We start from the raw sequence: 15648 nt of genomic DNA on the forward strand, positions 1-15648 counted from the left end.
CATGCGCTTCCAGATCCTCGGACCCACCGTCGCGCTGGACGAGGACGGCGCGCCGGTGACGCTCGGCGGCCCCCGGGGGCGCGCCCTGCTGACGCTGCTGGCGCTCGACGCGGGCCGGATCGTGAGCGCCGGCCGGCTCGTGGACGGCATGTACGGCCCGCACCCGCCCGAAGGCACGGCCAACGCGCTGCAGTCGCAGGTGTCGCGGCTGCGCAGGGCGCTGGGCAGGGATCTCGTGGAGTTCCATCCGTCCGGCTACCGGCTGGTGGCCGACCGGGACGACGTGGACGCCGGCCGCTTCGAGCGCCTCGCGGCCGAGGGGCGCGGCGCGCTGGCCTCGGGCGACGCCGCGCGGGCCGCCACGCTGCTGCGCGAGGCCCTGGCGCTGTGGCGGGGCACGCCGCTGGCCGACGCCCCGCACGCCGCCGCCGCGGCGGCCGCTCTGGAGGAGCTGCGGCTCGCCGCCACCGAGGACCGCGTCCAGGCCGACCTCGAACTCGGCGGGCACCGGGAGGTGGTGGCCGAGCTGCGGGGGCTGACCGCCGCCCACCCGTTGCGCGAGCGCCTGCGCGCCCAGCTCATGCGCGCCCTGTACGGCGCGGGGAGGCAGGCCGAGGCGCTGGCCGTCTACGCGGAGGCGCGGCGCGTGCTGGGCGAGGAGCTGGGCGTCGACCCGGGCCCCGAGCTGGCCGCCGCCCACCTCGCCGTCCTCCGCGCCGACGGCCCGGAGGGCCTGCGGTCCGGCCTGGACGGGGCGCGGCGTTCAGCCGGGCCGGGAGCGGGCGCGGGCGTTCGCGTGGACGGCCCGGCGCAGGCGCCGGGGGGCGCGGCGGTCGACGCCGGGCCGGGCCGGCTGCGGCAGGGCGTGCGGGCGCAGCTCACGAGTTTCGTCGGCAGGGACGAGGAGCTGGCCCAGGTGGGCGCGCGGCTGCGTGACAGCAGGCTGGTCACGCTGATCGGGCCGGGCGGCGCGGGCAAGACCAGGCTGGCGCTGGAGGCGGCCGAGCGCGCGCGGGGCGACGTCTGCGTCGTCCAGCTCGCCTCCGTCGCCACCGCCTCCCCCGCTCTGGGGGCGGCAGGCGGCGCCGCGTCCGGGCCGGCGGCGGGAGGCGACGTCGTCGCCGAGGTGGTGCTGGGCGCGCTCGGGGTGCGGGAGACGGTGATCACCGGGTTGGGCAGGCCCGCCGTGGGGCCGAATGCCCGTCTGGTCACGGCGCTGGCCGACCGGGCGCTGCTGCTGGTGCTGGACAACTGCGAGCACCTCGTCGGGCCCGTGGCCGTCCTCGCGGACCAGCTTCTCGCCGCCTGTCCCTCGCTGCGGGTGCTGGCGACGAGCCGGGAGGCGCTGGGCATCACCGGCGAGTCGATCCTGCCGGTCGCGCCGCTGCGCCTGCCTCCGCCCGACGCCCCCGACCCGCTGGCGTACCCGTCGGTCCGGCTGTTCGCCGACAGGGCGGCGGCCGTCAGGGCGTCGTTCACGGTCACCGGGGAGAACGCCGGCCGGGTGGCGGAGGTCTGCCGCGCCCTGGACGGTCTGCCTCTCGCGATCGAGCTGGCGGCGGCGAGGCTGAGCACGCTGACGCTGGAGGACGTGGCGGACCGTCTGGGCGACAGGTTCCGGCTGCTGGCCAGGGGCAGCAGGACGGCGCTGCCCCGCCACCAGACCCTGCACGCCGTGGTCGCGTGGAGCTGGGACCTGCTCGACGAGGACGAGCAGCGGATGGCCAGGCGGCTGACGGTGTTCGCGGGCGGCGCCAGGCCTGAGGCGGCGGAGCGGGTGTGCGGGCTGCCGGAGGAGGTCCTGTTCTCGCTGGCGGAGAAGTCGCTGGTGGAGGTCGTGGACGGCCGGTTCCGCATGCTGCAGACGATCAGGGCGTTCTGCGCGGAGCGGCTGGACGAGGCGGGCGAGACGGAGCGGACGCGGGCCGCGCACCTCGCGTACTACGTGGAGCTGGCGGAGGAGGCGGACGCGCGGCTGCGCTCCGCCGACCAGCTCGGCTGGCTGGCCAGGCTGGACGAGGAGAGCGGTGACCTGGACGCGGCGGCGCGCTGGGCGACGGAGTCGGGGCGGCTGGAGGCGGCGCTGCGGCTGCTGGCCCGGTGCGCCTACTACTGGTGGCTGCGCGCGCACCGGGGCGCGAGCGCGACGCTGGCGGCGGCGCTGCTGCCGCGCCTGGGCGACGCCGCCGCCGGGGGCTCCGAGATCCCGGATGGGCTGGAGGAGGAGTACGCCATGTGCGTGCTCGTCGCGGCCTGGGCGGGCGAGGCCGACGAGGGGCTGCGCGCGCGGCTGGAGACGCTGCCCGCCGTGCTGCCGCCGACGCGGGTGCCGCGGCGGCTGGAGTTCCTCATGATGCTGAGGTCGGCGTTCACCGGGCCGCCGGACGACTACGACGGTCTCCTGCTCCTGTACGAGGCGATGAGCGATCTCGCCCCGTGGCCGCGGGCGCTGTCGCTCACGGGCGCCGGGTTCATGCTGCAGCTCCAGGACCGGGTGGACGAGGCCAGGGCCAGGTTCGAGGAGGGCCTGGCGGCGTTCCGCGCCATCGGGGAGCGCTGGGGCATGGTGCTGGCGCTGTCGGGGCTGGCGGCGCTGGCGTACGGGCGGGGCGAGTACCGCGAGGCGGGCAGGCTGGCGGGTGAGGCGCTGGAGAAGGCGGTGGAGCTGGGGGCGACGGCGGAGATCGCGGAGGCGTTGTGCGTGCGCGGCGACTGTCGGCTGCGGCTGTCGGACGTGGAGGGGGCCGAGTCCGACTACCGGGCTGCCGAGGAGCAGGGGCGCAGGGGCGGCTCGATGGAGTCGCTGGCGCGGGCGCACGCCGGGCTCGGCGAGGCGGCGCTGGTCCGCGGCGACGTGGCGGCGGCCCGGTCGTGGCTGCTGCGGGCGCGCGCGGAGTGCCAGGAGGGCTGGTACAGCGCGGACGAGATCCGCGCCCGCGTCCTCGCCGACCTGGCGGAGCTGGACGCCAGGACCGGCGGCGCGGATGGGGGCGGGGCGGTCAGCGGGCGGTAGGCGGGCGGTCAGCGGCGGCGGCGACGCTGGGCGGCATGACGAACAGATGGGCCTGTCTGGCCATCGCGTGCCTGGCCACGCTTCTCCTCTCGCTCGACGTCACCGTCCTGCACCTGGCGCTGCCCCGCCTCGTCGCGGACCTGGGCGCGACGTCCACCCAGGTGCTGTGGATCGCCGACGTCTACGGTTTCGCGCTGGCGGGGCTGCTCGTCACCATGGGCAACCTGGGCGACCGGGTGGGGCGCAAGCGGCTGCTCCTCGCGGGCACGGTGGCGTTCGGCGCGGCGTCCGCGCTGACGGCGTACGCGCCCGGTCCTGAGCTGCTGATCGCGGCGCGGGCGCTGCTCGGCGTCGCGGGGGCGACCATCATGCCGTCCACGCTGTCGATCGTCAGGAACGTCTTCACGGAGCCGCGCGAGCGGACGGCGGCGGTCGGGATCTGGAGCGGGATGAGCGCCGCCGGGTTCGCGGTGGGTCCGGTGGTGGGCGGCCTGATGCTCGACCACTTCTGGTGGGGCTCGGTGTTCCTGCTGAACGTCCCGGTCATGCTGGTGGTGCTGGCCGGCGGGATGCTGGTGCTGCCCGAGTCGCGCGACCCCGGCGCCGGCCGCATCGACCTGCCCAGCGTGGCGCTGTCGTTCGCCGGGACGGTGGCGGTCGTGTACGCGGTCAAGGAGGCCGCGTACGAGGGGGCCTGGCAGGCGGACGTGCTCGCGGCGGGGGCGGCGGGCGTGGCGTGCCTGGCGGTGTTCGGCCTGCGGCAGACGCGGCTGCCGCGGCCGCTGATCGACGTGCGGCTGTTCCGGCGCAGGGCGTTCGCCGCGTCCGTCGGCACGAACCTCCTGGCCATCTTCACGATGTCGGCCATGATGCTGATGTTCGCGTGGTACCTGCAGCTGGTGCTCGGCTGGTCGCCGCTGCAGGCGGGGCTGGCGCAGCTGCCCGGCGGGCTGAGCGGCGCGGTCGGCGGCGTCCTCGCGGCCGCCCTGGTCCCGCGCGTCGGCAGGAACGGCGTGGTGGCGCTGGGGCTGGCGCTGAACGCCGGCGCCTTCCTCTGGTACGCGACGCTCGGCACGGAGCTGACGTACGCCACGCTGCTGATCCCGATGACGGCGGGCGGGGTCGGCATCGGGTTCGCCTTCACGGTTAACAACGACAACGTGCTGGCCACCGCGCCGAAGGAGCGGGCGGGCGCGGCGGCGGCGGTGTCGGAGACGGCGTTCGAGCTGGGGGGCGCCCTCGGCATCGCGGTGCTCGGCAGCGTGCTGACCGGCGTCTACCGGTCGGGGCTCGACCTGCCCGCCGAGGTGGCGGGCGGCCCGGCGGGGGCGGCGGCGCGCGAGTCGATCGCCGGGGCGGTGGAGGCGGCGTCCGCGCTGCCGGCCGCGCAGGCCGAGGCGCTCGTCCGGGCGGCGAGGTCGGCGTTCCTCGACGGGATGCACGTCACGTCGCTGGTCACGGCGGTGCTGCTCGCCGTGGTGGCGCTGCTGGCCCTCGCCGGACTGCGCGGCGTCCCGGCCGTCATCCAGGAGACCGAGGGTGCGGCGGTCGAGGAGGACGGGCCCGGGGCGCAGGCGGCGCGGACGAGGTCAGCCGGGGAGCAGTGAGGGTTCCCTCGGTGCGGCGGGCTCCTCGCGGGGGCGGAGGGCTCCGACACGGGCGAGCAGCAGCGCCGCCGCCAGCGCGGTGGCGAGGGGCGGCACGGCGAACGCCGCCGAGGGGCCCACGCGGTCCACGAGCTGGCCCGCCGCGGACGCGCCCGTGGCGATGCCGAGGCCGATGGCGCCGGCGAGCCAGGTGAACGCCTCGGTGCGTACGGCGGCGGGCACCAGGGTCTCGATGATGGTGTAGCCGGTGATCACCACGGGGGCGATCACCAGGCCCGCCAGCGCGGCGGCGCCGTACAGGACGGGGACGGTTCCCGCGGCCGTGAGGGCGCTGGTGGCGGCGGCGAGCAGGGCCAGCCCGGCGACCAGCCGGAACCTGAGTGCCACCCGCCAGCGCACCGCGCCGTAGAGCAGGCCGCCGAGGACGCTGCCGGCCGAGAACGTGCCGTAGACCGGCCCCGCCGCCCCCGGCAGGTGCCACGCGGCGGTGAGCGACGTGATGCCCACCTGGAGGCTGCCGAACACCGAGCCCATGGCCAGGAAGCCGACCGCCAGCGGCACCACGCCCCTGACCCGCCACACGGCGGCGGGCGCGCCGCTCCGCGCGGCGTCCGGGTGGCCTGTCCGGGTGGGGGGCGGGGCGTCGGTTCTCACGAGGGCGAAGGCGACCGTGCCCGCGACGATCAGCACCAGCCCGGCGGCGAGCGCGACGACCGGCGTGTACGCCGTGGACAGCCCGACCAGCAGCACCGGCGCCAGCGTGAACGTGAGCTCGTCGGTGACCGACTCCACCGCGAACGCCGTGGTGAGCCGCCCGGTGCCGCCGAGGCGGCGCGCCCACCTGGCCCGTACCATGGCGCCGACCTGGGGCCCGGAGCCGCCCGCGAGCGCGGCCGTGGCCACGAGCAGGGGCACGGGGGCGTGCGCGGCGGCGAGGGCGAGCAGCGTGCCGAGGGCCAGCGCGTGCAGGGCGGCCTGCGGCAGCAGCACCCTGGCCTGCCCGTGCCTGTCGGCCAGGCGGCCGGTCCACGGCCCGGCGAGCGCCTGGGCGACGGCGGCGGCCGCGGCGGCGATGCCGGCGGGCCCGTACGCGCCGGTGGACCACTGGACGAGCAGCAGGACGCCCATCTGGGTCATGGCGGACGGCACGCGCGCCACAAGCGCGGGCAGCAGGAACCGCCAGGCTCCTGGCGTGGCGAGCACGTCGAGGTAGGACTTCACGGGTCTCCGTCCAGGTCATGACGGAGCCTCCCGGGGGAGCGCACCGTCGCGGTGGGCTTCGACCGGGGTAGATACCGGCGTTGGGGGCCGGCCGCCGAGCGGTCACTCACGGGGCGCACAGCGGGCTGTGAACGCCACGAGTGCTGATCCTAGCGTCTTCTCCCGTATGTCCCGGACTGGGCGAATCGCGGCCGCACCGCGGCCAGGTCTCAGGTCGTGAGGACGACCTTGCCCACCGTACGGCGCCCGGCCAGGTCGGACAGCGCCTGCGCGGCCTCGCCCAGCGGGTACTCGGCCCCGGCGAGCGGCCGGAGGCGGCCCGACGCGGTGAGGCCGAGCAGCTCGCCCAGCACCTCGCGGTCGAGCCCGCGCCGGTCGAGCAGGGGCCTGAGCCAGAAGCCGATCACCCCGGCGTTGCGCTCGGCGAGCCGTGCCGGATCGACGGGGCGGGGGTGCTCGCCCGAGGACGAGCCGTACGTGACGACGCGGCCGAACATGGCGAGGACGTCCAAGGCCGCCTCGAACACCGGGCCGCCCACGGCGTCGAGGACGACGTCCACGGGCCGCCCGCCGTTGGCTTCGAGCACCCGCTCGGCGTAGCCGTCGGCGTGCCCGTCGACGGCGGCGTCGGCCCCGAGTTCCATGGCGAGGCGCCGCTTGTCCTCGGTGGAGGCGGTGGCGATGACGCGCCCGGCCCCGAAGTGCCTGGCGAGCTGCACGGCGAGGCTGCCGACGCCGCCCGCCCCGGAGTTGACCACGACGCTCTCCCCCGGCTGCACCTTCGCGGACGAGCGCAGCAGGTGCCAGGCGGTGAGCCCCTGCACGAGCAGCGCGAGCGCCTGGCCGGGCCGCAGCGACTCGGGGACCTCCACCATGGCGTCCTCGGGCAGCACCGCCTTGGAGGCGAAGCCGTTGTCGGTGAAGCCCATGACCCGCCGCCCGCCGGGCGTGCGCCCGACGACCTCGCGTCCGGGGATGAACGGCAGGGCGGCGGGGGCGCCGTAGTGGCCGGAGACCTGCCGGACGTCGGCGAAGTTCACCCCGGCGGCCTCGACGTCGACCAGCACCTGGCCGGGCCCGGGGACGGGGTCGGGCACCTCGGCCTCTTCGAGCACCTCTGGCTCGCCGAACTGGGCGAACAGGACGGCACGCATGAGATCCCCCTCGTCTCGTCGGACGCGGCCAGCCTAACCGTCAGAGGTGATCGGCGAGGAACCGGGCCGCGGCGTCGGCGGCCTGCCCGACGTGCGGCTCGCGGTCGTAGAGGTCGACGTGCTGCCTCGCGTCCAGCCAGACGATCTCCTTGGGCCGGTCGAGCCGCCGGTACGCCTCCTCGGCGCCCTCCGGGGGGCAGAACCTGTCGATGACGCCGTGGACGATGAGCGCGGGCTTGGGCGACAGGAAGTCGGCGGCCATCATGTGGTCGGTGGTGGCGAGCTCGCGCAGGCCGGCGCGGGTCACCCGGTTCTCCCAGGTGGGCGACGCGCCGCGCCCGGTGCCATAGTAGGCGAAGGGCTCGTCGCCCGGCATGGCGGCCTCGCCCTCCTCGGCGACGGCGGGCAGGTACTCGACGGGGCCACCGAGGTCCTGGCGTTCGACGGCGGCGGTGTGCTCGGCGAGCGCCTCCTGGTAGTGCGGGCTCATGCGCAGGGCGTACGGGTTGGCGTACGCCCCCGCGATGCCGACGAACGCCCCGACCCGAGGGTCGAAAGCAGCAAATCTCAGTGCGTATCCGGCGCCAAGGCCGATACCCACCACGCCGATCCTGCCGCCGTCCACCTCCGGCCGCGACCGCAGCACCGACACCGCCGCCCGCAGGTCGGCCAGCTTGCCCTGAGGGTCCTCGTGCCAGCGGGGCATGCCCTCGGACTCGCCCCAGTTGCGGTGGTCGAACGCGAGCGTGGCGTACCCGCGGGCGGTCAGGAGCTCGGCGTACCGGCCGGTCACCTGGTCGCGCACGCTGGTGAACGGGCCGGTCAGCACCAGCCCCGGCCACGGCCCCGCGCCGCCGGGCACCCGGAGGTCCCCGGCGAGCGTGAGGCCGTCGGCGGCGAACTCGATTCTCATGCGTCCCAGTGTGCCCAGTGCGAGGGGCCACGGGGACGAGGGCGGGCTCGTGCCCGGGTCAGGAGTCGAACCCGAGGCCCATCCGGTCGAGCGTGCGCAGCCACAGGTTGCGCCTGCCCTGGTGCTGGTCGGCCTGGGCGATCGACCAGCGGGTGAACTGGATCACCCCCGACCGCACCGGCTCAGGCGGGAACGGGAAGGGCTTCTCCTTGACCATCCGCAGCTCGGTGCGCTCCGTCCGCTCGCCCGACAGCAGGTCGAGCATGACGTTCGCGCCGAACCTGGTGGCTCCGACGCCCATGCCGGTGTACCCGGCCGCGTACGCCAGCCTGCCGCCGTGCGCCTGCCCGTAGAAGGCGCTGAACCGGCTGCAGGTGTCGATGACGCCGCCCCACCTGTGCGTGAAGCGCACGCCGTCGAGCTGCGGGAACGTCTCGTAGAAGTGCCCCGCGAGCTTGACGAACGTCTCGTCCCGCTGCTCGTACTCGGGCTTGACCAGGCCCCCGTTGTAGTAGACGGCGTCGTAGCCGCCCCACAGGACGCGGTTGTCGTCGGTCAGCCGGTAGTAGTGGAACTGGTTGCCCGAGTCGCCGACGCCCTGCCGGTTGCGCCAGCCGACCTCGGCGAGCTGGGCGTCGGTCAGGGGCTCGGTCATGAGGGCGTAGTCGTAGACCGGCACCACGAAGTGCTTGAGCCGCCGTAGCAAGGGCGGGAACACCCCCGTGCCCAGCGCCACGCGGCGGCCCCGCGCCACGCCGTACGGCGTGCGCAGTCCGATGGTGACGCCGTCGTCGTCCATGGACCGCACGGGGCTGCGCTCGTACACCCTGACCCCGAGCCGCAGGCAGGCCTCGCGCAGCCCCCAGGCGAGTCGGGCGGGGTCGAGCATGGCGCATCCGCTGCGCTCCCACAGGCCGCCCAGGTAGGTGGGCGAGTTCACCTCCGCCCGCACCTGCTCGCGGTCCAGCGGCACGTAGTCGAGCCCCAGGTCGGAGATGAGGTCCAGATGGTCGTTGAGCCCGTCGAGCTGCCACGGCTCGGTGGCCACGTGCAGTTCGCCGGTGCGTTCGAACGAGCAGTCCACGCCGTGACGTTCCAGCGTGCGCTCGATCTCGTCGAGGTTCTCGACGCCCATGCGTTCGAGCCGGTCGATGTCCTCCGGCCACCGCTCCAGGCCGTTGGCCAGGCCGTGGGTGAGCGTCGCCATGCAGAACCCGCCGTTGCGGCCGGTGGCCGCCCAGCCGATCCTGCGGCCCTCCAGCAGGACGACGTCCTGGGAGGGGTCGCGTTCCTTGGCCATCAGGGCCGTCCACAGGCCCGAGAAGCCTCCGCCGACCACGACCAGGTCGGCGCTGGTGTTTCCGAAGAGCCGCGGTCGCGGCTCGGGTCTGGCCGGGCTGTCCAGCCAGTACGGCTTGCGCTCCGCGTCAGCAAGCGCCTTCAGCGGATCCACAAATCCCACTTCCCTACGAAAGTCAGTGTTTTTGATTTTTTATGCAGTCGCGGGATCTCTATCGATCACGCGCGGGTTCCCCCCGCCGAAATCCGATCTCGCCTCCCTGTTCTTTGCCGGAATACACCAAACCCCCCGCGGGGCGCGGGGGGAGCTGGGGTGGGACGCTCTAGGCGCGGCGCCTGGCCGCGACCGCGTTGGCCACGGCGATCAGGACGCCGACCCCGAAGATGAGCGTACCCATGACGTTCACCTGCGGTGGGATGCCGGTCTTCACCGATCCGACGATCCACAGCGGGAACGTGATGGTCGAGCCGTTGACGAAGCTGGTGACGACATAGTCGTCGATGGACAGGGCGAACGCGAGCATCGCGCCCGCCGCCACGCCGGGCATGACGGCCGGCAGCGTCACCTGCCGGAACGTGCCCCACGCGGAGGCGCCGAGATCTCGCGCCGCCTCCTCCATGGACGGATCCAGGGTGATGACCCGGGCCCGCACCGTCACGACGACGAACGACAGCGAGAACAGCACGTGCGCGATGATGATCGTGTTCGCGTTGCGCGGCAGGTTGCCGGACACGAACAGCGACAGCAGCGACGCGCCCATCACCAGCTCGGGCGTGGAGATCGCGGCGAACACGAGGAAGTTCGTCGCGCCCTGGCCGCGGAAGCGGTAGCGGCCCACCGCGAGCCCGAGCATTGTGCCGATCACCACCGTGATGATGGTGCTGACCAGGGCGATGACCAGCGAGTTGCGCAGCGCCGTGGTCAGGTCGGAGATGCTGAAGAGCTCGCCGTACCACTTGAGCGTGAAGCCCTGCCAGCTCGTGTTGGACTTGCTCTTCTTGTCGTTGAACCCGAACAGGATCATCACGGCGATCGGCGACGACAGCCACAGGACGACCAGCCAGGTGTAGGCGTGCAGCAGCCTGTCGCCGAGCCTCAACCCTCGCATGCTCATCGCGCCGCCGCCTCCAGCACGTTCTCGGTGCCGAGCGCCCTCGCGTAGACGAAGATGCCGACGAGCAGCACCGCCATCAGCGTGAAGGACAGCGCGGACGCCGTCGGGTAGTCGAGGTTGGTCAGGTACGCGGTCTGGATGATGTTGCCGATCATCGTGTTCTCCGTGCCGCCGAGCACCTGCGCGTTCACCGGGTCGGCGGTGGCGGGCACGAACGTCATGAGCACCCCGGCGAACACGCCGGGCAGCGACAGCGGCAGCACCACGCGGCGGAAGGCCGCGGTGCGGGAGGCGTACAGGTCCTGCGCCGCCTCCACCACCCGCGGGTCCACCCGCTCCAGCGCCACGTAGATCGGCAGGATCATGAAGGGCAGGAAGTTGTACGTCAGGCCGCCGACCACCGCGACCGTCGTGGCCAGCACGTGGAAGCCCTCGGGCAGCACGCCCCAGCTCTTCAGGGTGCCGAACAGGATGCCGTTGTCCGCCAGCAGGAAGCTCCACGAGATCGTCCGCAGCACGAACGACACGAAGAACGGCAGCAGCAGGAGGAACAGGTACATCGACTTGCGCGCGCCGGCCTTGAAGGCGATCCAGTACGCGACCGGGTACCCGATCAGCAGCATGGCGAGGGTCGCGAGCCCCCCGTACAGCAGCGAGCGCAGCAACTGGGTGCTGTACCTGCTGAGCGCGTCGCCGAAGTTGGAGAAGCTGAACGTCATGACGAACCCGTCGATGGCGTTGCCGGTCTGCAACGACACCGACGCCATCGCGACCATCGGCACGACGAGGAAGATCGCCAGCCACATCCAGCTCGGCAGCGCCAGCAGGTACGGGGTGAGCCGCTTCATGGCTAGGCCTGGGTGATCGACTGGAAGATGGGGTTGAAGACCTGCTCCTGCTGCGTGGTCAGCTTGGTGTAGCTGTGCAGCTTGGCGTAGTCGGCCTCGCTCGGGAACATGAGCGGGCTCTCGGCCATCGCCTCCAGGGCCTTCTTGTCCGCGCCCGCGGCGGTCTTGGCCTTCTCCTTCAGCAGGTCCTGCACGGACGGGACCGGCGTGACGAACTGGATGAACTCGTCCAGCTCGGCGGCGATGGCCGGCTGGTAGAGGAAGTCCATGAGCATGAGCGCGTCCACCGGGTTGGCGGCGCCCTTCGGGATGAGCATGTTGTCGGTCCAGATCGTGCCGCCCTCCTGGGGCACCACGAACTTGACCGGCTCACCCGCGAGCTGGCGCTGGAAGACGTCGCCGGACCACGCCATGCTGAGCCAGATGTCGCCCTTGGAGACGGCGTCGATGTAGCTCTGGTCGTAGTACTTGCGCACGATGCCCGCGTCGCGCTGCGCCTTGAGCTTCTCGCCGGCCTTCTTCCAGTCGGCCTCGGTGGAGTTCTCGGGGTTGGCGCCGGTGGCGATCATGCCGAAGTTGCCGATCTCCTGCGCGTCGGCCATCATGCCGACCCGCCCCTTGTACTTGGGGTCGAACAGCGCCTCGATGCTGGTGATGTCGTCCTTGACGTACTTGGTGTTGTACGCGATGCCGGTCACGCCGGAGGCGAAGGGCACGGTGTAGACGTTGCCCGGGTCGTACGACCGGTTCTTGTACTTCTCCCCCGCGTTGGCCGCGAAGTTCGGAAGCTTGGAGTGGTCGAGCGGCACCACGTAGCCCAGGTCGATCATGTGCTGGAGCTGGACGCCGTTGGTCATGACGACGATGTCGTAGCCCAGCGACTGCCCCGCCCGCAGCACGGGCTCGGCCTTGCCGAAGAACTCGGCGTTCTCCTGGATGACTTCCTTGTACTCGTACGAGATGCCGGTGGCCTGCTTGAACTTCTCCAGCGGGGCCTTGTCCTCCGGCATGTACTCCGGCCAGTTGGCGAAGACGACCTTGCCGTGCTTGGTCTGCTTGGACCAGTAGTCCTGGACGGCGTCGGCCTTGGGCGGCGCCGCCTTCTTGCCCTGGACACCGCACGCGGCGAGGGCCAGGCCGGCGGCGGAGAGGCCGGCCATCCTGAAGACGTCACGCCGGGTGCGGGGCTGGGTCATGCCCCTCACCAGTGCGGGGATGTGCAGGGGTTCCATGAGCTGCTATCAACTTCCAATCACATATGAGTGCTGCGCCTGCCACGACAGCCAGACGGAGTCGCCCCGCTCCGCCGTCGCCGTCGCGTCGTGCGCGTTCTGCTCGAACACCGTGATCTCGGCCCCGTCGGGGAGTTTCACCGAATAGCTGTTGTACGTCCCGAGGTAGACCATCTCCGAGACGGTCCCCCGCACCGAGCTGACCCCCGGCTCGGGCTCCCCGGTGCCGATCGTGATCTTCTCCGGTCGGACGGTGACGGTGACGTCGCCCTCGTGACCCGGCACCAGCACACGGCCGCCGCCGATCTTGAGCGTGCCGCCGTTCGCGGTGCCCTTCAGGAGATTGGAGGTGCCGATGAACCCGGCGACGAACGCGGTCGCCGGACGTTCGTAGATCTCGCGCGGCGCGGCGAGCTGCTCGACCAGGCCGTCGTTCATGACGGCGATCCTGTCGCTCATCGTGAGCGCCTCGCTCTGGTCGTGCGTCACGTACACGAACGTGATGCCGACCTCCCGCTGGATGCGCTTGAGCTCGATCTGCATCGCCTGGCGCAGTTTCAGGTCGAGCGCGCCGAGCGGCTCGTCGAGCAGGAGCGCCCGCGGGCGGTTGACGAGGGCCCGCGCGAGCGCGACGCGCTGCTGCTGGCCGCCGGACATCTCACGGGGCCTGCGCTTCTCCCTGCCGACGAGGTCGACGATCTCCAGCATCTCGCCGACGCGCCGCTTGATCTCGTCCTGCGGCGTCTTCTTCTGCTTGAGCCCGAACGCCACGTTGTCCCACACGCTCATGTGCGGGAACAGCGCGTACGACTGGAAGACCATGTTGACGTCGCGCTTGTTCGGTGGCACGTCGGTGACGTCCTTGCCGTGCAGCCGGACCACGCCCCTGGAGGGCTCCTCGAAACCGGCGATCATCCGCATGGTCGTGGTCTTGCCGCACCCGGAGGGGCCGAGGAGGGAGAAGAACTCCCCCTCGGCGATCTCCAGCGTGACACCCTTGACCGCCTGGACGACCTCGCCGTGCGAGAGGTACTCCTTGACGACGTCCTCGAGTTCGATCGCATTCAGCTCGGTCATACCAGGAAATATCCCTACGTTTCCGTGCTATTCGCCGATGTAGTGCATGACGTGCTTGACCCTGGTGTAGTCGTGCAGACCGAACACCGAAAGGTCCTTTCCATACCCCGAGTGCTTGAAGCCGCCGTGCGGCATCTCCGACACGAAAGGTATGTGGGTGTTCACCCAGACCACGCCGAAGTCGAGCCGGTTCGACATCCGCATCGCACGGCCGTGGTCGGACGTCCAGACCGAGCCGCTCAGGCCGTACCTGACGTCGTTGGCCTTGGCGAGGGCGTCCGCCTCGTCGGTGAACGTCTGGACGGTGATGACGGGGCCGAAGACCTCGTTCTGCACCATCTCGTCGTCCTGCCTGAGCCCGTCCACGACAGTGGGGGCGAAGAAGAAGCCCTTGTCGCCGACCCGCTGACCGCCGGTGACGACCTTGGCGTGCGCCGGGACCCTCTCGATGAAGCCCTGGACCCTGGCGAGCTGGCCGGCGTTGTTGAGCGGGCCGTACAGGGCGTCCTCGTTGGACAGGTCGCCGGTGACGGTCGCCGCGGCGGCCTCGGCGAGCGCGGCCACGAACTCGTCGTGCACGCTCTCCTGCACCAGCACGCGGCAGGCGGCGGTGCAGTCCTGGCCCGCGTTGTACAGGCCGGCCATGGCGATGTTCTCGGCGGCCTTGCGCAGGTCCTTGACGTCCTCGAAGACGACGACCGGCGCCTTGCCGCCCAGCTCCAGGTGGACCCGCTTGAGGTCGTCGGCGGCGCTCCTCGCGACCGACATGCCCGCGCCGACCGAGCCGGTGATCGCGACCATGGAGGCGGAGGGGTGGCCCACCACCAGCGCGCCCGTCTCGCGGTCGCCGGTGACGACGTTGAAGACGCCCGCGGGCAGCACCTCGCCGAGGATCTCGGCCAGCTTGAGCGTGGAGACCGGCGTGGTGTCGGACGGCTTGAGCACGATCGTGTTGCCCGCGGCCAGCGCGGGGGCGATCTTCCAGACCGCCATCATCATCGGGTAGTTCCACGGCGTGACCTGGCCGACGACGCCGATCGGCTCGTGCCTGATGACACTGGTGTGCTCGGCGAGGAACTCACCCGCGGTCGGGCCCTCCAGGGTGCGCGCGGCACCGGCGAAGAAGCGGAAGTGGTCGGCGGCGACCGGGGTCTCGTCCTCCGCCATGCGGGCGCGCGGCTTGCCGGTGTTGCGGCACTCCGCCTCGTTGATCTCGTCGGCCCGCGCCTCGATGGCGTCGGCGACCTTGAGCAGGAGGTTCGCCCGCTCGCCCGGGGTGGTCCTTCCCCACGACTCGAAGGCGGCAGCCGCGGCGGCGTAGGCGGCATCGACGTCGTCGGCGCCCGACACGGGAGCCTGGACGTAGGCTTCCCCGGTGCAGGGGTCGATGATGTCGGAGTACCGGCCGCTCTTGGCGTCCACGAACTCACCGTTGATGAAGTTCTGCAGACGGGTGGTCAACGTTGACCTCCTCGTGAGGTGGCTGAGATGCCGCGACTCTGACAGAGTGAAGGCATCGAGACAAGGGATTTCGTGGCGAATATATCAAATTGCTACGAAATCGCTTGACAGAGAGCCAAGAACTGACAGCATGTCGCACCAGGACGGCAATCCAGCGGGAACGCCCCTGTAACACCGCAGCGCTAGGAGGAATCCTCTCAATGACGACGCCGCCCCGCGTACGCCGCAATCATGGTGACTCCTCGGCGCCCGTCGTACTCGACGAGCTGTCGAAACAGATCATCGAGCAACTCCAGTCGGACGGGCGTAAGCCGTACGCGGCCATCGGAAAAGCGGTCGGCCTTTCCGAGGCGGCCGTGCGCCAGCGCGTCCAGCGCCTCCAAGAGGCGGGTGTCATGCAGATCGTGGCGGTCACCGACCCCCTCACGCTCGGTTTCCCCCGCCAGGCGATGATCGGCGTCAACTGCGAGGGCGACCTCGACTCCGTGGCCGACGAGCTGGCCGCCATCGAGGAGATCGACTACGTCGTGCTCACGGCGGGCTCGTTCGACGTCATCGTCGAGGTGGTCTGCGAGGGCGACGGGCACCTGCTGGAGATCCTCAGCAAGATCCGCGCCATCCCCAACGTGCGGACCACGGAGTCGTTCGTCTATCTCAAGCTGCGCAAACAGACCTATTCCTGGGGCACACGCTAACCGCTGCCCGCGG

At 72.0% G+C, this 15648-nt stretch carries 12 protein-coding genes; 3 read left to right on the forward strand and 9 right to left on the reverse strand.

What is annotated here, in order from left to right; genetic code table 11:
* Position 1: 1 nt before the first annotated feature.
* Together BMX74_RS21320 and BMX74_RS21325 are read left to right on the forward strand one after the other, a co-directional pair.
* A complete protein-coding gene (locus BMX74_RS21320) occupies positions 2–3013 on the forward strand; it encodes an AfsR/SARP family transcriptional regulator (RefSeq protein ID WP_091102340.1) in 3012 nt (1003 codons plus the stop codon).
* Positions 3014–3048: 35 nt separating this feature from the next.
* Positions 3049–4620, forward strand: coding sequence for an MFS transporter (locus BMX74_RS21325; protein WP_091102343.1), 1572 nt, complete (start codon positions 3049–3051; stop codon positions 4618–4620).
* Here BMX74_RS21325 and BMX74_RS21330 read toward each other — a convergent pair.
* From BMX74_RS21330 to BMX74_RS21370, 9 genes are all read right to left on the reverse strand, one after another.
* Entirely contained in the window at positions 4603–5841 is a 1239-nt protein-coding gene (locus tag BMX74_RS21330; RefSeq protein ID WP_091102345.1) for an MFS transporter, read from the reverse strand. The genes BMX74_RS21325 and BMX74_RS21330 overlap by 18 nt on opposite strands.
* Before the next feature lie 209 nt (positions 5842–6050).
* Complete coding sequence (locus tag BMX74_RS21335; RefSeq protein ID WP_055507344.1) at positions 6051–6995, reverse strand: quinone oxidoreductase family protein; 945 nt, start codon at positions 6993–6995, stop codon at positions 6051–6053.
* A 40-nt stretch (positions 6996–7035) separates the two neighbouring features.
* Positions 7036–7908 (reverse strand): alpha/beta hydrolase, encoded by an 873-nt coding sequence (locus tag BMX74_RS21340; RefSeq protein WP_091102348.1) that lies wholly within the window; start codon positions 7906–7908, stop codon positions 7036–7038.
* A gap of 58 nt (positions 7909–7966) precedes the next feature.
* Entirely contained in the window at positions 7967–9361 is a 1395-nt protein-coding gene (locus BMX74_RS21345) for an NAD(P)/FAD-dependent oxidoreductase (protein WP_091102350.1), read from the reverse strand.
* 169 nt (positions 9362–9530) lie between these two features.
* The gene (locus tag BMX74_RS21350) at positions 9531–10322 is read right to left on the reverse strand and encodes an ABC transporter permease (RefSeq protein ID WP_055507338.1); all 792 of its coding nucleotides are present in this window, start codon (positions 10320–10322) and stop codon (positions 9531–9533) included.
* Positions 10319–11170: an ABC transporter permease gene (locus BMX74_RS21355; protein WP_055507337.1), complete on the reverse strand. Its 852-nt coding sequence runs from the start codon at positions 11168–11170 to the stop codon at positions 10319–10321. The genes BMX74_RS21350 and BMX74_RS21355 overlap by 4 nt, the downstream gene beginning before the upstream one ends.
* A 2-nt stretch (positions 11171–11172) precedes the next feature.
* A complete protein-coding gene (locus tag BMX74_RS21360) occupies positions 11173–12366 on the reverse strand; it encodes a polyamine ABC transporter substrate-binding protein (protein ID WP_256257058.1) in 1194 nt (397 codons plus the stop codon).
* Positions 12367–12411: 45 nt separating this feature from the next.
* Entirely contained in the window at positions 12412–13479 is a 1068-nt protein-coding gene (locus BMX74_RS21365; RefSeq protein WP_055507335.1) for an ABC transporter ATP-binding protein, read from the reverse strand.
* 27 nt (positions 13480–13506) lie between these two features.
* A complete protein-coding gene (locus tag BMX74_RS21370; RefSeq protein WP_055507333.1) occupies positions 13507–14940 on the reverse strand; it encodes a gamma-aminobutyraldehyde dehydrogenase in 1434 nt (477 codons plus the stop codon).
* 200 nt (positions 14941–15140) lie between these two features.
* Between BMX74_RS21370 and BMX74_RS21375 the strand changes: the two genes are divergently transcribed.
* Positions 15141–15635, forward strand: coding sequence for an Lrp/AsnC family transcriptional regulator (locus BMX74_RS21375; protein ID WP_055507331.1), 495 nt, complete (start codon positions 15141–15143; stop codon positions 15633–15635).
* Positions 15636–15648 lie beyond the last annotated feature (13 nt).

It is taken from the genome of Nonomuraea pusilla (assembly GCF_900109355.1).
Taxonomy (GTDB): domain Bacteria; phylum Actinomycetota; class Actinomycetes; order Streptosporangiales; family Streptosporangiaceae; genus Nonomuraea; species Nonomuraea pusilla.